General features: G+C 74.2%; 16 protein-coding genes. 3 read left to right on the top strand and 13 right to left on the bottom strand.

Annotation, left to right across the window (positions count from 1 at the left end; genetic code table 11):
- The 3 genes from ACSNOB_RS09530 to ACSNOB_RS09520 form a co-directional block, all read right to left on the bottom strand.
- Positions 1-996: a sensor histidine kinase gene (locus ACSNOB_RS09530; protein ID WP_436686215.1), complete on the bottom strand. Its 996-nt coding sequence runs from the start codon at positions 994-996 to the stop codon at positions 1-3.
- 286 nt (positions 997-1,282) lie between these two features.
- On the bottom strand, positions 1,283-2,041 hold the full coding sequence (locus tag ACSNOB_RS09525) for a MerR family transcriptional regulator (RefSeq protein ID WP_436686214.1): 759 nt from the start codon (positions 2,039-2,041) through the stop codon (positions 1,283-1,285).
- Between the two features lie 142 nt (positions 2,042-2,183).
- Entirely contained in the window at positions 2,184-2,705 is a 522-nt protein-coding gene (locus ACSNOB_RS09520) for an ArsR/SmtB family transcription factor (protein WP_436686212.1), read from the bottom strand.
- A 56-nt stretch (positions 2,706-2,761) separates the two neighbouring features.
- On the opposite strand from ACSNOB_RS09520, the gene ACSNOB_RS09515 reads away from it, so the two are divergent.
- A complete protein-coding gene (locus tag ACSNOB_RS09515) occupies positions 2,762-3,709 on the top strand; it encodes a S41 family peptidase (RefSeq protein ID WP_436686211.1) in 948 nt (315 codons plus the stop codon).
- Between the two features lie 246 nt (positions 3,710-3,955).
- On the opposite strand, the gene ACSNOB_RS09510 is transcribed toward ACSNOB_RS09515, so the two are convergent.
- From ACSNOB_RS09510 to ACSNOB_RS09470, 9 genes are all read right to left on the bottom strand, one after another.
- Positions 3,956-5,530, bottom strand: a complete 1,575-nt coding sequence (locus tag ACSNOB_RS09510; protein ID WP_436686209.1) for a hypothetical protein — start codon at positions 5,528-5,530, stop codon at positions 3,956-3,958.
- On the bottom strand, positions 5,527-6,639 hold the full coding sequence (locus ACSNOB_RS09505; protein ID WP_436686208.1) for a hypothetical protein: 1,113 nt from the start codon (positions 6,637-6,639) through the stop codon (positions 5,527-5,529). The genes ACSNOB_RS09510 and ACSNOB_RS09505 overlap by 4 nt, the downstream gene beginning before the upstream one ends.
- A 130-nt stretch (positions 6,640-6,769) precedes the next feature.
- Positions 6,770-7,246, bottom strand: coding sequence for a hypothetical protein (locus ACSNOB_RS09500; protein WP_436686207.1), 477 nt, complete (start codon positions 7,244-7,246; stop codon positions 6,770-6,772).
- 245 nt (positions 7,247-7,491) lie between these two features.
- Complete coding sequence (locus ACSNOB_RS09495) at positions 7,492-7,725, bottom strand: zinc-ribbon domain-containing protein (protein ID WP_436686206.1); 234 nt, start codon at positions 7,723-7,725, stop codon at positions 7,492-7,494.
- Positions 7,726-7,773: 48 nt separating this feature from the next.
- The gene (locus ACSNOB_RS09490; protein ID WP_436686205.1) at positions 7,774-8,634 is read right to left on the bottom strand and encodes a sugar phosphate isomerase/epimerase family protein; all 861 of its coding nucleotides are present in this window, start codon (positions 8,632-8,634) and stop codon (positions 7,774-7,776) included.
- 131 nt (positions 8,635-8,765) lie between these two features.
- Positions 8,766-9,644 carry an SRPBCC family protein gene (locus tag ACSNOB_RS09485; protein ID WP_436686204.1) on the bottom strand — a complete coding sequence of 293 codons (879 nt, stop codon included), beginning with the start codon at positions 9,642-9,644 and terminating at the stop codon, positions 8,766-8,768.
- Positions 9,637-10,194 carry a helix-turn-helix domain-containing protein gene (locus ACSNOB_RS09480; RefSeq protein ID WP_436686203.1) on the bottom strand — a complete coding sequence of 186 codons (558 nt, stop codon included), beginning with the start codon at positions 10,192-10,194 and terminating at the stop codon, positions 9,637-9,639. The genes ACSNOB_RS09485 and ACSNOB_RS09480 overlap by 8 nt, the downstream gene beginning before the upstream one ends.
- 87 nt (positions 10,195-10,281) lie before the next feature.
- On the bottom strand, positions 10,282-11,625 hold the full coding sequence (locus tag ACSNOB_RS09475; protein WP_393102784.1) for a class I SAM-dependent methyltransferase: 1,344 nt from the start codon (positions 11,623-11,625) through the stop codon (positions 10,282-10,284).
- The gene (locus tag ACSNOB_RS09470; protein WP_436686202.1) at positions 11,622-13,022 is read right to left on the bottom strand and encodes an FAD-binding oxidoreductase; all 1,401 of its coding nucleotides are present in this window, start codon (positions 13,020-13,022) and stop codon (positions 11,622-11,624) included. Before ACSNOB_RS09470 ends, ACSNOB_RS09475 begins: the two co-directional genes overlap by 4 nt.
- A gap of 131 nt (positions 13,023-13,153) precedes the next feature.
- On the opposite strand from ACSNOB_RS09470, the gene ACSNOB_RS09465 reads away from it, so the two are divergent.
- Positions 13,154-13,438, top strand: a complete 285-nt coding sequence (locus ACSNOB_RS09465; RefSeq protein WP_436686201.1) for a DUF427 domain-containing protein — start codon at positions 13,154-13,156, stop codon at positions 13,436-13,438.
- Positions 13,439-13,567: 129 nt separating this feature from the next.
- On the opposite strand, the gene ACSNOB_RS09460 is transcribed toward ACSNOB_RS09465, so the two are convergent.
- The gene (locus ACSNOB_RS09460) at positions 13,568-14,866 is read right to left on the bottom strand and encodes an MFS transporter (protein WP_436686199.1); all 1,299 of its coding nucleotides are present in this window, start codon (positions 14,864-14,866) and stop codon (positions 13,568-13,570) included.
- A gap of 70 nt (positions 14,867-14,936) precedes the next feature.
- Here ACSNOB_RS09460 and ACSNOB_RS09455 point away from each other — a divergent pair, with 70 nt between their 5' ends.
- Positions 14,937-15,908: a GlxA family transcriptional regulator gene (locus tag ACSNOB_RS09455; RefSeq protein ID WP_436686198.1), complete on the top strand. Its 972-nt coding sequence runs from the start codon at positions 14,937-14,939 to the stop codon at positions 15,906-15,908.
- Positions 15,909-15,911: the final 3 nt, after the last annotated feature.

Raw genomic sequence — 15,911 nt, 5'->3', positions numbered from 1 at the left:
TCACCCCTGACCGTTCACCGGCAGAACAGCGAGAACCCGGGTCCCGCTACCGGGAGAGCTGGTGACGGTGAGCTCACCGCCGAGTTCGGCCAGTCGTCTGCGCATGCCGACGAGCCCGAAGCCCTCCGCCGTGTCGACCGCGAAGCCGCGGCCGTCGTCGGTGATCTCGAGCTCGATGACATCCTCGCAGCGGGTGAGCACGATCCCCACGGTGGAGGCGTTCGCGTGCTTGCCCACGTTGGCCAGCGATTCCTGCGTACAGCGCAGCAGCGCGATGCGGGTGGTCTGATCGCCGTTCACCTCGTCGAGCTCCGTGCTGACCGTAATACCGGTGTTCTCGCCGAAGCGCTCCGCGGTACGGCGCAGGGTCTGTGCGATCGAGCCCTGGGAGAGGCCGCTCTGCGGCGCCGAACCGACGAGGACACGCGCCTCGGCGAAGTTCTCGCGGGCGGTGCGCTCGATCGACAGCAGCTGTTGGGCGCTCGTGGCGGGATGGGTGTCGAGGCCGGCGCGAGCCGCCTCGGCGAGCACGATGATGGACGCGAATCCCTGGGCGAGCGTGTCGTGGATCTCCCGGGCCAGCCGCTCGCGTTCCTCCGTCGCCCCCTGCCGCTGGTGTGCCTCGGCCAGGCTGCGCCGAGCCGCCTCCAACTCGGCACTCAGCAGCCGGGCGCGTTCCTCGCCGCGTTCCAGCAGCCGGTGCACGAACAGGCCGAGCGCGACCGACGCCGCGTACCCGACCACGGTGACGACGAAGTTGCCGTCGTTGATGTCGGGCTGCCAGCCCAGCGCGGCGATGCCGCCGAGCACGGTCGCCGCCGCGGCGACCCCGCTCTGTGCGATCGCCCACCGCGGGCTCCGCGTGAAGATCCAGAATTGCGGGATCGACACAACGAACAGGGCCGCGCCGCCGCGTAGGTACGACATCACGCCGAGCACGACGGTCAGCACCGCCAGATAGGCGGGCGGGGACAGGAGGCGCCGGTCCGGGAACATGGTCACGCACGCGTACGCGAGTCCGAGCGCGACCGGCAGTGCCGCCGACCACCACCTCCCCGCTCCGGAGTCGTCCAGGACGGTGATGATCGGCGGGCACAACCCGAGAAGCACCCAGACGGCGCCGTACCACCGCGCGATTCGGCCGATCTCGAATCCGCGCGCCGACGGCACCCCATGATCCATGCTCGCAGCCTAGGGCGACGGATGCCTCAGCCCCGAACCGGTTACCGGATCCGGAGCGTGCGGAGCACTGTGACCTCCGGTGGACGGACGGGCCGCACGCTCAGGCGCGGCTGATCGCGTTGGCGTGGATGGCCTCGCTCAGGTACGCGGCCATCCCCGGCCTGATCTTCTCGAAGTACGCGGTGAACCGCTCGTCCGCCACGTACATGTCGGCCAGCCCGGTGTGGATCTCGTAGGAGCACTCGTAGAACCAGCGGCTGATGATCTGCCGGTGTTCCTCGGCGAGGTCCATCGCCGCCGGGCTGTCCGCCGGCGCGCCGGAGGACATCACCTCGACGAGCCGCCGCCCCCAGTCCTCGTTCTCCGCCTTGTTCCGCAGCCAGTCGTCCCTGGTGTAGCGGGACACGCGCCGGTTCGACTCCCGGTACGCCTCGCTGCCGCCCCACCGCTGCTCGGCCTCCTCGGCGTGCGCCTCCGGGTCGAAGTCGCCGAAGACCTCGAACCGCTCCTGCGGGGTCAGTGGGATGTTCAACTTGCTCGCCTCCATCGCGAACTCGATCGCCGTGACCATCTCCTGGAGCCTCTTGATCCGTACGGTCAGCAGCTCGTGCTGGCGGCGCAGGTGCGCCGTCGGGTCACTCGCCGGGTCGTCGAGGATCGCGGCGATCTCCTCCAGCGGGAACCCCAGCTCCCGGTAGTAGCGGATGTGCTGCAGCCGCTCCAGGTCGGCGTCGTCGTAGCGCCGGTAGCCCGTGCTGCTGCGGCCACTGGGCGAGAGCAACCCGATCTCGTCGTAGTGGTGCAGCGTCCGCACGGTCACCCCGGCCGCCTTCGCCACCTGTCCCACCGTGTACGCCATGGTTCCCTCCCTTCCGCCAACCAGGCTTCCGCCTGCCGTTACGTGAGGGTCAAGGCCGATTCTGGACCCGCCGACGCCGGCCGGTTGGCGGGTCGCACCGTTCGGGATCCGCCGGCGGGCAACAGGTCGGCGGGTCGCGTCGTCAGGCCGGCGGCTGCTGCCGGTAGAGGCTGACCAGCACGCCGTGGCGGGGCTCGCCCTCGCCGGCGTCCTCGGCGCTGTCGACCAGCTCGCTGAGCGCGGCGGCGAGCCGTTCGGCCTGGGCCGCGGTGAGACGCAGGTGGCGCAGGTGCAGCAGGGGCTCGCCGGGCGCCGCGGAGATCTCCTCGGCGACCGCGCCGAGCATCGCGGCGGTCGCGGCCGCGTGCCCGGGCGCGGCGCGCATCCGTCGGGCGCTGCGCTGGTAGTACTGCTCGGTGCCGCCGCGGACCTGGCGGGTGTGGGCGACGCGGACCAGGTCGGCGTCGCGCAGCACCTTGAGGTGGTGGGCCACGTTGCCCTTGGCCGCGCCGAGCGCCGCCGCGAGCTGGCTGATGGTGGCGGGACGCTGCCCCAGCGCGAAGAGCAGCCGCTGCCGCAGCGGATGCCCGAGCGCCTTGAACTGTGCCGGGGTCGTGACCTCCAGCAGGTCGTCGGGCGGATGGTCGGCGGGCGTCGGCGTCATGTCGAAAGCGTCTACGTATCTTGACTCTTTGTCAACGGGGCTGCTCTACTGCGGACATGACAACCCTCGACACCCGAGAACAGCAGGCATCGCAGGTCGAGATCGCCGAGGTCGTCGCACGCACGGCCGAACTGGTCGACGAGCACTACGTCTTCCCCGACGTCGCGGCCCGCCTCGGCGGGCTGCTGCGGGCCGAGATCGACCGGCACCAGCGGGCGCCGTCCTGGGCGGCGCTCGCCGACACGCTCACCCGCACGCTCCAGTCCGTCAACGGCGACCGCCACCTGGGCGTACGGTTCCACGACCGGCCGCTGCCGGAGGACGGCGGGGATCCACTCGCCGACGACCTGCCCCGGATGGCCCGGGCCAGCCTCGGCGGCATCCACCGGGTGGAGCGACTGCCCGGCAACGTCGGCCTGCTCCGGATCGAGCCCGCGCTGTTCTCGCCGACGCTCGCCGGGGAGGCGATGACCGCCGCACTGCGCCTGGTCGCCGACGCCGACGCCCTGATCATCGACCTGCGCGAGACGATCGGCGGCGACCCGGAGATGGAGGTGCTGGTCTGCGGGCACCTCTTCGACCGGCCGACGCACCTCTACACGATGCGCCAACGCCACCAGGCGGACCGCCAGTTCTGGAGCCCCGCGCCGCCGACCGGTGCGCGATTCGGGGGTGAGCGGCCGCTGGCAGTCCTCACCAGCGCGACGACCTTCTCCGGCGGCGAGTCGCTGGCCTACGCGCTCCAGCAGCACGGCCGGGCCACGGTCGTCGGGGAGCGGACCGGGGGCGGCGCCCACCCCCGGACGGGGTTCCCGGTCCATGCGCACCTGCACCTCTCCGTGCCGGTCGCCAGCCCGGTCAACCCGGTCACCGGCACCAACTGGGAGGGCACCGGCGTCGTTCCCGACGTCGAGGTGCCCGCAGCCGAGGCGCTCGAGGCCGCGGCGGCGGTGGTCACCGACCCGGCACGCGGGGGAAAGGGCCGGACGGCGCTGTCGAGCTGAGTCGTCTGTGACATCGGGCGGCGCCCGGGCCGCGCGCCACCCAGCCGGCCTGCGGTGAATCGTCTACGACATCAGCTCGACAGTGCGGCGCGGGGATCGTCCGCCGGCCCGGCGCCGACCGCGGCCGGGGCAGTGCCGACCGCGGCCGGGGCAGTGCCGACCGCGGCCGGGGCAGTGGCGGCCGCGGCCGGGGCAGTGGCGGCCGCGGCCGGGGCAGTGGCGGCGGTGAGCGTGGACGCCAGCCGGTCAGGCCCACTCCTCGGCGGGATCCCCGTCGGACGCAGGGGCCGGGACCACCTGGTCGCCCGCGCCCACCCCGAGGCTGGCGGGCGCGGGCGCCGGGCCGGAGCCGGGCGAAGCCGGGACCGGTGGGCCCCCGTGGGTCCACGGGGTCTCCTCGACCGCCGGGAAGGCCCCCGCCGGCATGAACGCGTCCGACAGGGTGGTGTAGCAGAGCCGCTCCCCCACCTCGGGCACGCTGCCCGGCGGGGCGGTCAGCCCCCGGCCCATCCCGCCGGAAAGCTCCAGCACCACCTCGGTCTTGCCGTCCGCGGCCGGGGTCACGAAGACCACCTTGGCCTTCTGCGCCGGCCGCGTCGGCGAGTACAGCGTGGCGCCGACCGGCACCAGCACCGGCTCGGTGGTGACGACCTGGACGCGCGGGCGCAGCACCGGCCGCTTGCCGGTGTCGTCCACCCGCGTCGGATCCGCCAGGGTCACCTCGCCGACGAACGCCTCACCGGTCAGCCGGTGCTCCGCCATCACCAGCGGGTCGTCGTAGGCGCGCTGGACGGCGTACGAGGTCAGCGCCCGTTCCAGCCGGTGCAGCCGCTGGGCGGCGGCCACCGCCCCGTCGCGGCGGGGCTGCGGCGCGCCGCCCGCGTCGACATGCTCGGCGTAGCCGGTGAAGGCGTCCTTGTCGCCGTCCCACCGGCCGGCCACCCGGGCGCCCGGCGGCAGGGCGCGCAGCAACCCGACGCCGCGCCACATCAGCTCCCAGGTGGGCGCGAGCTGGTCGCGCAGCAGCCGTTCCAGCTCCGCGTACGCCCCGGCGCGCGCGACCGGGTCGTCCTCGGCGGCGGCGTACGCGGCGATGGCGGGGGCGAGCAGGTGGTTGTCGAAGTCCGGGTCGGTGGCCGGACCGGCGGGCGGGCAGACGGCGGGATCCTCGGCCCGGGCCGCCGCCTCGGCGCCGGTGAGCCCGCCCGGCGGGTCGATCCAGCCCAGCAGCGCCGGCAGGTGCTGGTCCTCCAGCACGCTCTGCCCGGTGGCCCAGTGCAGCGTCAACGCGTCGGTCATCGCCACCAGCGCCGACGAGCCGGGGTACTCGGCCCGCTCGGCGAAGAAGGTCAGCCAGCGCCCGAGCACCGGCACCGACGGGTGCACGGGGTACTCGCCGTCGGGGCGGCGGAAGCGGGTGGAGCGGCCCAGCAGCCGCAGGAAGCTCACCCCGGCCGGGTTCGGCACCAGCAGCTGCGGGGCGTCGACGTAGCGGTACCGCACGTCCTTGCCCCGGTCGACCGGCACCGCCTCGGAGACGCCCCGGAACCCGTCCAGGTAGGGCAGCACGGTCGCGGCCAGCTCGGCCGCGAAGGCGAATCGCTGGTCGCGGTTGCGGGGCTGCGGCACGATCAGCAGCCGCGGCGCGTCCGGCGCGTCGCCGACCAGCGCCGCCAGCGGGGCGTTCGCCTCGCCGGCCATCGCCAGCGGCACGAGCACCAGCGGGCGCTCGGCCAGGTGCAGGTGCCGGACGGTCGCCACCGGCTGGGCCACCCCGGCGGCGAGCGCCTGGGCCCGGGCGAGCGCGCGGAGCGTACTCATGCGGGGGTCCCGGTGAGGGCGTCGGCGCGCAACCGGGCGGCGGCCCGCAGCAGCGCGGCGGCCTCCTCCTGCCCCGGCTCCGGCGTGCGCTCGCCGGTGGCCAGCGCCAGCACCTCGCCGACGTCCGCGATCCCGCCCAGCGCCTCCCGGACCGGCCGGCCCAGCGCGCCGGTGTGGCCGCGCGACTCGTGCCGGCAGAAGTACGCCAGCTCGCAGGCCGCCAGGCACTCGGGCGCGTAGCGGGCCTCGACCTCCGACAGCGCGGCGAGCAGCGCCGCTGGCTCGGCGGCCAGGTCGGCGGTGAAGTCCTCGGGCACGGCGGCCAGCAGCGCGTCGACCCGGGCCATCCGGTCGAGCTGACGGCGCAGCACCAGCAACTGCTTGCGCACGTCGACCAGGCTGGCCAGCGGCTGGTTGGCGAAGTCCCGCGGGCAGACCAGCACCACGTCGTGCGACACGAGTTCCGGGTCGTGGCCGGCGGCGGCGAGCAGCTCGCGCAGGGCCAGCACGTAGACGGCGGACTGGGTCGCGGCGGCCGACACCTTGGCCGGGTCGGCCTGGCCGTCGATGACCGGGAACGACTTGACCTCCACCACGTGGAACCGGCCGGCGAGCCGGGCGGCGACCAGGTCCGGCTCCAGGTGCACCCGGCGGCCGGCGACGTCCAGGCCGAGCAGCGGGTGGTCGAACAGCGCGGCGGCGTCGTCGGCACCGCCGCCCGGTGCGGCGCCGGTCAGCAGCTCGGCGGAGCGCCGGTGCCGGGCCGCCGTGTCGTCCTCGACGCCGTCGCCGAGATCCGTCCAGGTCGCCGCCGCCGGCACCGGTACGCCCAGCCGCTCGGCGACCAGCCGCAGCAGCTCCGCCCCGCCGTCGGCCTTGACCTGCGCCTCGAACGCGTTGCCACGGGTGATGGCGAACCGGGACTGCCCGAACCGGGCGGGGAACCCGATCCGCTCGGCCAGCTTCGGCTTGTCCACCCCGGCGCCGTCCAGCACGGCCCGCCGGGTGCAGCCCGGGTTGCCGGTCAGGGCGGCGATGGTGCGGGCGTTGTGCCGCCTGGGCGGCACGCCACCACGGATCGCGGCCAGTCGCTCCTCGGTGCTCGTCACGATCCGCCACGATAGGCGGTCCCCACGACGGGTGCCGGGCGCCGCCCCGGCGAGGCGCTCCGCGACGCCCGGCCCGGCCGCCTGGTCCACCACCGTCTCGCCGGTCGGGCACCGGCTGACCGGGCCGACGTCAGAGCGCGCCGAGGACGGGAACGAGGAGACCGCAGCAGATCAGCCCGACGACGGCGAACGTGACCAACATGATGCTGTAGTTCGACCAGAGCCCGAACTTCGTCACGTCGGTGCCGTGCCCGTCGTGAACCCGGTTGCGCCACCCGCCGAAGCGGAACGACAGGTGGTGCGCCGCGCCGGGATGGGCGACCAGCGCGGTGGTGATCAGCGGGATGCCCATGAAGTCGGTGTAGCGGACGTCGTGCGGCCCCGCCGGGACGGCCACGTGCCAGGTGCCCTCGCCCGGGATCGGCACCACCCGACCGTCGACCTTGAACCTGCTGGTGGCCGGGGCGGGCACGATGTACGGCCCACGGTTCACCGTGACGACGAGCACCGCGTGGCCCGGCGGCGGCGCGATCGGGTGGGGGTAGGCGACCAGCGGCGTCACGGCGCCGGGCATCGGCGGGTACGGCGGATGAGGGGGATACGACACCGCCACATCCTCACACGGGCCCGCACCCCGATCGAGGCGCCGACGACGACGGAGGCGGTCACCGCTCGGCGGAACGGTTCCAGGGCGAGCGGGGCAAGGCGGTGCCGGCCAGCGGCCGGCGGGCACGGCGGCGACGCCGACGGCCGGGGGTGCACGGCGGCCGGGACACGGTGTGCACGGGCGCCGGTGCGGGCACGGCGGGCTGCCGGCCGATCAGCCAGCAGAGGAAACGGGCCACCGGTGACTCAGCCGACCGCGAGGCGCTCGGCCTCGGACCGGGAGATGTCGTACTGGGCGCCGCAGAAGGTGCACTGCTGCACGTAGCTGGTGCGGATGGGGATGATCGGGACGAAGAACAGGCTGAACTTCGTCGACCGTCGGGTGATGACCTGCGCCGCGTGGTTGCCGCAGTTGCGGCAGACCTGCTGCACCACGCCCGACCGGGTGACCTTGGTGCGGAGCCCGAAGATGAAGAACATCGCCCGGCAGTACCCACTGCGGGCCCCTCAATCACCACCCCACCTGCCTCAGGTGCGGGAAATCCCGGCGCGCGGGGCCGACAACTCCCTCAGGAAGGCCAGCCCCTCGACGGCGAGCGCGTCGGGGCCGGTGGCGAGGGGCCGCCACACGGACATCGGCACGGCCAGTGCCGGCGCGGTGAACGACTCGATGCTCAGCTGGCCGGAGTAGCCGATGTCGGCCAGGGCGCCCAGCATCGCCGGCCAGTCGAGGTGGTCCCCGCCGGGCGCGCCGCGGTCGTTGCCGCAGACCTGCACGTGCGCCAGGCGGTCACCGGCGGCGCGGATGGCGGCCGGCAGGTCGCGCTCCTCGATGTTCATGTGGAAGGTGTCCAGCGCGATGCCCAGCCCGGCGATCCCGTCGACGACCTCCAGCGCCTGCTCGACGGTGTTGACCAGGCTGGTCTCGAACCGGTTGAGCGGTTCCAGGGCGATCGTCACGCCCCGCTCGGCGGCCTCGCCGGCCAGCGGGCGGAGCCGGTCGCGGAGGCGGGCGACGGTGGCGCGTCGCGCGTCCGCGTCGAGCAGCCACGTGTGACCGGCCGGGGCATAGAGCGGGCCCGCCACCACGGCGGCCCCCACCCGGCCGGCGGCCCGCAGGCAGTGCCGCACGAAGTCGACCGTACGCCGCACGACCTCGTCGTCGTCGGCGAGCAGGTCGTGCTCGGGCAGCAGGCCGGCGCAGATCGCGGGGGCCAGCCCCAGCCCGGCGAGCAGTTCCGCGGCCGACGCGGGGTCCCAGTCCCCCGGCGCCTGGACGGGCAGCTCGACCGCGTCGAAGCCCCACGCGCTGATCCGTGGGGCGAGCCGGGCGAGCGCGTCGTCGGTCAGCGGCGCGACCCACGCCCACGTGTTGATGCCGATCCTCATCGCTACCCACGCCTCCACGTCGACGAGATCCGTCGACTGTAGAGGATCTTGCCCGGGCCGGGCGGCCACCCCGATCGCAGACGGACCCGCCCGGCCGTCGGAACGGCCGGGCGGGTCGTACGCCGGTGCGGTCAGCTCGTCGCCTCCGCGGCCTGCGGCTCCAGGCCGGGCACCTCCGCCGGGAGCCAGATCGGCTGCCAGTCCTTCATCTCGTGGAAGCGGCGCAGCTCGAACAGCCCCGACACCGCCCCGGCCCAGGCCCCGTACGGGGGGTTCTGCTCGTCGAAGCCGGACTGCACGAAGGTCAGCCGGGTCTTGCCCTGCGACTCCGCCAGCTCCCAGGTGCTGACGCCGGTCGGTCCCCAGTCGACCGACAGCTTGCGGCCCGGCTCCAGGTCGACGACCTTGGCGGCGAAGCCGGACTCGAAGCCACCCATGGCGTAGCGGCCGCCGACCCAGGGCTCGATGCCGATCGGGTAGCCGAACCAGGCGCTGGCCTGCTCGGAGTCGGTCAGCGACTCGAAGACCTTCGCCACCGGCGCGTCGATCAGCAGCTCGCCGCGCATTTCGGCGGAGGTGAAGTCGACCTTCGGCAGCAGCGGGTCGCCCTCGAGGTGGGCGGCCAGGTTGGCGAGCGACAGGCTCCAGTAGGTCTGGAGCACGCCGCGGATGCTGCTGCCACTCATCGCCTCGGCGAAGTCGAAGTGGCTCTGGGTCAGCGTCAGGATCGTGGTGTCGGGCCCCTCGGCGCGCAGGGCGAACTCGGTGGTGGTCTCGACCCCGTCGAGCAGCCAGGCGAAGCGCAGGGTGTGCTCGTCGACGTGCAGCAGCCGCTGGTGCGGCGCGTCGCCCTCCGGGGTGTGCCGGCCCCAGAACTCGTACCGGTGCGGCAGCTCCACCTCGGCGTGCTCGGCCAGCCAGACGCGCAGCTCGGCCGGGTCGGTCAGGGCGCGGCGGACGGTCGCGACCGGCGCGGCGAGACGGACGGGCAGCTTCATCGGTTCACTCACGGTCTTTCCCCTTCGGGTAGCAGGCCACGGCGAGCTTGAAGGCGTCGCCCTCGGCGCCCCCGTAGCGCGTGAACAGGTCCTGCAGAGTCGTCTGCAGGTCGTGCAAAAACTGCTGGCGTTGCTCCGCCGGCACCCGGATCTCGCCGGCGACCCCGATCGAGGGGAGCTCGGGGGCGGCGCGGTCCAGCCCGGCGATGTCGGCCTGGACCTCCTCCATCAGGTCCAGCAGGTAGCCGAGGCTCAGCTCGTCGCGGGCCCGGCGCAGGCCGATCCGGCCGACCAGCCGGGGCGAGAGCCAGTAGGACCGGGCGGCGGCCTGGTAGATGCCCTCGCTGATGCCCCGGACCTTGCGCTCGCTGACCTGCTCGACCAGCCCGGCGGCGACGAGCTGCTTGACGTGGTAGTAGACGCGCTGCGGCGTCTGCTCCAGCCGGGTCGCGACCTCGGTGCAGGTGCGCGGCTCGGCCAGTTGCCGCAGCACCTCGATGCGCTGCGGCTTGAGCAGGACTTCGGCCTGCTCCATCTGCTCCAGGTACAGGACGTCTCTCATGGCAAAATCAGTTTTGACGTAAAAAATTTGTTTGTCAATAGCCCCGAGGACAGCCGCGCCGGGGGCGGCGCGGCTGTCGGACGCGGGTCAGGGCAGCCAGTCGGGGCGCAGCGGGTAGCCGGACGCCCCCTCCGGGCCGTTGCGGGTGGCGAGCACCTGGTGCAGCTGGATGCCGTTGCGCTCGAAGGCCAGCCGGGAGCCGGCCATGTAGAGGCCCCACACCCGCGCGGTGCCCGGCCCCACCTCGGCGACGCAGGCGTCCCAGTGCTCCACGAGGTTGCGGCACCAGCCGGCCAGCGTCAGCGCGTAGTGCAGGCGCAGGTTCTCCTCGTGCTGCACCTCCAGCCCGACGTCGTGGATCTCGCTGATCACCCGCCCCGGACCGGCCAGCTCGCCGTCCGGGAAGACGTAGCGGTCGATGAACGCGCCCGAGCGGTGCGGCGCGTGGTTGTCGGCCCGCGTGATGCAGTGGTTGAGCAGCCGGCCGTCCGGCCGCAGCCGGTCCCGCAGCGCCGAGAAGTAGGCCGGGTAGTTGCGCACCCCGATGTGCTCGGTCAGCCCGATCGACGAGATCGCGTCGAACTGCTCGCGCGGCGCGTCCCGGTAGTCGAGGTGGCGCACCTCGGCCAGGCCGGTCAGCCCCTCGCGCTCGATCGCCGCCCGGGCCCACTCGGCCTGCGCCCGGGACAGGGTCACCCCGAGCGCCTTCACGCCGTACTCGCGGGCCGCGTGCCGGACCATGCCGCCCCACCCGCAGCCCACGTCGAGCAGCCGCATCCCGGCCTTGAGCGCCAGCTTCTGCGCCACCAGGTCGTACTTCGCCGCCTGGGCCTGCTCCAGCGTGTCGTCCGGCGAGCGGAAGACCGCGCAGGTGTACGTCATCGAGGGGCCGAGCACCTTCTCGTAGAAGGCGTTCGAGACGTCGTAGTGGTGCGAGATCGCCGTGCTGTCCCGGGCCCGGGAGTGCCGCAGCCCGTTCACCAGCCGCTTCCAGCGCGGCAGCGCCTCCTGCGGCGGGGGCGGCGGTGGCATCAACCGCTCCCAGCCCAGCGCGCGGACCAGGGCCAGCGCCTCGGCCAGCGGCGGCGTACGCAGCCGCAGCTCGTCCTTGAGCACCCGCAGCGCCTCGTACGGGTCGCCCGGGTGCACGCCCTGCAACGCCAGGTCGCCGCTGACGTACGCCCGGGCCATGCCCAGGTCGCCCGGGGCGGTGAGCAGGTAGGTCAGGCCCCGCTCGGAACGGATCGACAGGGTGATCCCGGCGTCGGCCGGGCCCACGGCGCTGCCGTCGTACCCGGTGACCCGCACCGGCAGGTCCCCGGTCGTCAACGCGCGGACGACGTCCGCCACGGTCGGACCCGGGCGCCGGCCCCCCGCCGGCGGGGTGGCGGGAGCGCTCGCCGCCCCCTGGTCGCGATCGGTCAGGCTCATTCTCGTGCTACCGCCTTCTCGTACAGTCCCGTGAGCCGGTGGTCCGGGTCGTAGCGGTCCTTCACCGCGCGCCACGTCACGCCGCCGTAGAGCCGGTCGAAGGATTCCCGGTCGTAGTACGCGTCCGAGTAGAGCGACTTGTGCCCGCCCGACTCCGACACCGTGCGCTCGATCATCCGGTTGACGTCGCCGTCGGCAGCCCCGTCGGCGATCGGCACGCTCCCCCAGAAGCCGATGTTCACATAGTCCTGCCCCGGCCGGAGCGGATACAGCGGCCAGGCCCGGGCCGATCCCGGGCCGGACGGCTCGCGCAGCCGCAGGGGGCAGAGCCAGACCGGGGTCATCCCCACGGTCCGGGCGAACCAGCGCAGGAACTCCGCCGTCCGGTCCAGCGGGATCTCCACGTCCTGCACCACCCGCTCGCGCGCCGGTTGGCCGCGCAGGCGGTCGATCCGGGCGGCCACGCCGTGCCGGTGCTCCAGCCGGACCAGCCGGTGGTAGACGTCGCTGCGCCGCCACCGCGCCGGCCAGATCCGCCGGACCACGGGGTGCTGCACGCCGAACGCCGCCGAGCACCAGAACCAGTCCGTGTCCCAGCGCCAGAGATAGTCGTACGTGGTGAGGGCGTCGTGCGTGCGCCGGCGCAACGACCGGTAGTAGATGTCCTGACCGGTGTAGTCACTGACCCGCGGGGCGTCGTCGGTGAAGGTGCCGAGCGTCAGGTACGCCTCGCCGGGGCTGAACATCACCCCGTCCATCGCGTCCACGGCCTCGCCCGCCCAGGAACGGGTCGCGGTGACCTCGGCGACCGCGTCGGTCAGGGCCTCCAGCCGGGTGAAGCGGACGTTGCGCAGGGCCACGAAGCGGCGTACCGGCTGGAGCTCGATGCGCAGCCGGGTGGCGTAGCCGAGGCTGCCGAGCGAGTTGGGAAAGGCCGCGAAGAGGTCGGCGTGCTCGCCCTCCGGCCGGGCGGTGACGATCTCGCCGGCCCCGGTGAGCACGTCCAGCTCCACCACCGACTCGTGCGGCAGCCCGTTGCGGAACGAGGTCGACTCGATGCCGAGCCCGGTGACCGCCCCGCCGAGGGTGATGGTGCGCAGCTGCGGCACCACCAGCGGCATCAGCCCGTGCGGCAGGGTCGCGTCGACCAGATCCTCGTAGGTGCACATGCCCTGCACGTCGGCGGTGCGGGCGACCGGGTCCACATCGAGCACACCGGTGAGGCCGCTGACGTCCAGCCCCGGCGCCCGGGGGGCGTTCCTGGGGCGGAACAGGTTGGAGGTGCGCTTGGCGAGCCGCACCGGTTCGCCCACGGGCACCGCCGCGTACGACCGGCGCAGCCGCGCCACCGCGCCGTCGTGGTCGACCGAGTGATGATCCACACGCACCGCGCACATGAGATCACTGTACGCCGCACCAGGTCGATGGCGTGGGATGTCCACGGTGGCCGTTTCGCATCCCGGAACGCCGGTCGCGGACCGACGGCGGGCGGTGGCCGCGCGGGTCGCGGCGGCATAGCGTGGGAGCCATGCCGAAAGCTGTGTGGAACGACGTGGTCGTGGCCGAGAGCGACGACACCGTGCTGGTGGAGGGTAACCACTACTTCCCGCGTGCCGCCCTGCGCGACGACCTGCTCCGCGAGTCCGACACGCACACCGTCTGCCCGTGGAAGGGCACGGCCTCCTACTACACGCTCGCCCACGACGGGCGGACCAGCCCCGACGCGGTCTGGTACTACCCGGACCCGAAGCCGGAGGCGGAGATGGTCCGCGACCGGGTCGCGTTCTGGAAGGACGTCCGGGTCGTCGACTGAGCCACCCGGCCGGCCCGGAGCCGCGTCGTCGACTGAGCCACCCGACCGGCCCGGAGCCGCCCAACCGGCCCGGAGCCACCCGGCCGCGCACCGGCGGCCCCGGAGCGGCGGGGGGACGCCCGGCCGGCCTCAGCCCCGGTAGCTCCACGCCCGCCGGGGCCCGGCGACCACCGGGACCGGCGCCGGTCGCGCCTCGCGGCGGCGCAGCAGCAGCGACAGCAGGGCCGCCCCGATCGACAGCGCCCCGGCCGCGTACCAGGCCGGCGCGTAGTCGCCGAGGCGGTCCCGGACCAGCCCGGCCCCGGTGGCGGCGAGGGCCGCGCCGACCTGGTGCGCGGCGAAGACCCAGCCGAACACCACCGCGCCGGAGGCGCCGAAGTACTCCCGGCACAGCGCCACCGTGGGCGGCACGGTGGCGACCCAGTCCAGCCCGTAGAAGACGATGAAGACCAGCATGCTCGGCTCGGCCGTGGCCGCGAAGAGCCCCGGCAGCACCAGCAGCGAGCCGCCGCGCAGCGCGTAGTAGGCGCCCAGCAGCAACCGGCCGTCCACCCGGTCGGTCAGCCAGCCGGAGGCGACCGTGCCCGCGATGTCGAAGAGCCCGACGAGCGCCAGCAGCCCGGCGGCCGTGGTCTGCGGCATCCCGTGGTCGTGCGCGGCCGGCACGAAGTGTGTGCCCACCAGCCCGTTGGTGGTCGCGCCGCAGATCGCGAAGCCGCCGGCCAACAGCCAGAACGGCCGCGTCCGGGCCGCCTGCGTCAGCGCGCCCAGCGCCCGCGCCGCCGCCCCGCCGGCCGGCGGCGTCGGGGGCACGACCTCGGTCGCGCCGTAGGCGGGCAGGCCGAGATCCGCCGGGTGCTCGCGCAGCAGCCACACCACCAGCGGTACGACCGCCAGCGCCGCCGCGGCGACCACGAGCGCCGCCGCCCGCCAGCCGTGCGCGGCGACGAGCATGGCGACCAGCGGGAGGAAGACGAGCTGCCCGGTCGCGCCCCCGGCGGTGAGCACGCCGGTGACCAGGCCCCGGCGGTGGACGAACCAGCGCCCGGTGACGGTGGCCACGAAGGCCAGCGCCATCGAGCCGGTGCCGAGCCCGACCAGCACGCCCCAGCAGAGCACCAGTTGCCAGCTCGCGGTCATGAAGACGGTGAGCCCGCTGCCCGCGGCGACCAGCAGCAGCGCGCCGGAGACCACCCGCCGGATGCCGAACCGGTCCATCAGCGCGGCGGCGAACGGCGCGGTGAGCCCGTAGAGCAGCAGGTTGACCGAGACCGCGGCGGAGATGGTGGCCAGCGGCCAACGGAACTCGGCGTGCAGCGGGTGCAGCAGCACCGAGGGGGTGGCGCGGAAGCCGGCCGCGCCGACCAGCGCGACGAAGGCGACGACGGCGACGGTCCAGGCCGGGTGCAGGCGACGAGGTCGGGTCACGGGTCGAGTCTGCGATCGGGCCGCGCCGGCGACGAGTGGCCGGAAAGCCATCATACGCAATAATCGGGCCATGCCCACCCGCCCGCACCGGATCGCGGTGCTCGCCAGCGACGAGGTCGTCGGCCTCGACCTCGGCACCCCCGCCCAGGTCTTCGGCACCGCGCGCGACGCCGACCACGTGCCGCTGTACCAGGTGGACGCCTGCACCGCCGGCGCCCGTCCGGTGCGCAGCACCGCCGGCTACCAGGTGCTCCCCGACCACGGGCTGGAGCTGCTGGAGGCCGCCGACACGGTGGTCGTCCCCGGCATCCACGGCGGCCCGCCGATGCGCGACGGAACCCTCGACCCGGCGGTCGCGGACGCGCTGCGCGGGGCGTACGACCGGGGCGCGCGGATCATGTCCATCTGCACCGGGGCGTTCGTACTGGCCGCCGCCGGCCTGCTCGACGGCCGCCGGGCCACCACCCACTGGGGGTACGCCGACCGGTTCCGGCGGCTGCACCCGGCCGTGGACCTCGACCCGGACGTGCTCTTCATCGCGGACGACCGGGTGCTCACCTCGGCCGGGGTGGCCGCCGGGATCGACCTCTGCCTGCACGTCATCCGCACCGACCACGGCAGCGAGGTGGCCAACCGGGCGGCCCGGCGGTGCGTCGTCCCGCCGTGGCGCGACGGCGGGCAGGCCCAGTACATCGAGCGCCCGGTGCCGAAGACGGCGGACGCGGGCACCGCCGGTGCGCGGGAGTGGGCCCAGCAGCGGCTGCACGAGCCGGTCAGCCTGCGCGACCTGGCCGGGCAGGCCCGGATGAGCGTGCGCACCTTCACCCGGCGCTTCCGCGCGGAGACCGGGATGAGCCCGGCGCAGTGGCTGCTCCAGCAGCGCACCGACCACGCCCGGCTGCTGCTGGAGACGACGGACCTCACCGTCGACCAGGTCGCCCGCCGCTCCGGCTTCGGCACCGCCGCGGCGCTCCGCCAGCAACTGCACCAACGCATCGGCGTGCCCCCGTCGACCTACCGCCGCACCTTCCGCCACCCCTGACCC

Source organism: Micromonospora sp. URMC 106, assembly GCF_051386395.1.
In the GTDB taxonomy this organism is placed as follows: Bacteria; Actinomycetota; Actinomycetes; order Mycobacteriales; family Micromonosporaceae; genus Micromonospora.
This window is presented reverse-complemented; position numbering and strand designations above follow the sequence as displayed.

What these genes read in the sequence shown, in the direction of transcription:
- ACSNOB_RS09530 (WP_436686215.1), bottom strand. Translation starts at nt 996, where the DNA reads ATGTTCCCGGACCGGCGCCTCCTGTCCCCGCCCGCCTATCTGGCGGTG.
- ACSNOB_RS09525 (WP_436686214.1), bottom strand. Translation starts at nt 2,041, where the DNA reads ATGGCGTACACGGTGGGACAGGTGGCGAAGGCGGCCGGGGTGACCGTG.
- ACSNOB_RS09520 (WP_436686212.1), bottom strand. Translation starts at nt 2,705, where the DNA reads ATGACGCCGACGCCCGCCGACCATCCGCCCGACGACCTGCTGGAGGTC.
- ACSNOB_RS09515 (WP_436686211.1), top strand. Translation starts at nt 2,762, where the DNA reads ATGACAACCCTCGACACCCGAGAACAGCAGGCATCGCAGGTCGAGATC.
- ACSNOB_RS09510 (WP_436686209.1), bottom strand. Translation starts at nt 5,530, where the DNA reads ATGAGTACGCTCCGCGCGCTCGCCCGGGCCCAGGCGCTCGCCGCCGGG.
- ACSNOB_RS09495 (WP_436686206.1), bottom strand. Translation starts at nt 7,725, where the DNA reads ATGTTCTTCATCTTCGGGCTCCGCACCAAGGTCACCCGGTCGGGCGTG.
- ACSNOB_RS09490 (WP_436686205.1), bottom strand. Translation starts at nt 8,634, where the DNA reads ATGAGGATCGGCATCAACACGTGGGCGTGGGTCGCGCCGCTGACCGAC.
- ACSNOB_RS09480 (WP_436686203.1), bottom strand. Translation starts at nt 10,194, where the DNA reads ATGAGAGACGTCCTGTACCTGGAGCAGATGGAGCAGGCCGAAGTCCTG.
- ACSNOB_RS09475 (WP_393102784.1), bottom strand. Translation starts at nt 11,625, where the DNA reads ATGAGCCTGACCGATCGCGACCAGGGGGCGGCGAGCGCTCCCGCCACC.
- ACSNOB_RS09470 (WP_436686202.1), bottom strand. Translation starts at nt 13,022, where the DNA reads ATGTGCGCGGTGCGTGTGGATCATCACTCGGTCGACCACGACGGCGCG.
- ACSNOB_RS09465 (WP_436686201.1), top strand. Translation starts at nt 13,154, where the DNA reads ATGCCGAAAGCTGTGTGGAACGACGTGGTCGTGGCCGAGAGCGACGAC.
- ACSNOB_RS09455 (WP_436686198.1), top strand. Translation starts at nt 14,937, where the DNA reads ATGCCCACCCGCCCGCACCGGATCGCGGTGCTCGCCAGCGACGAGGTC.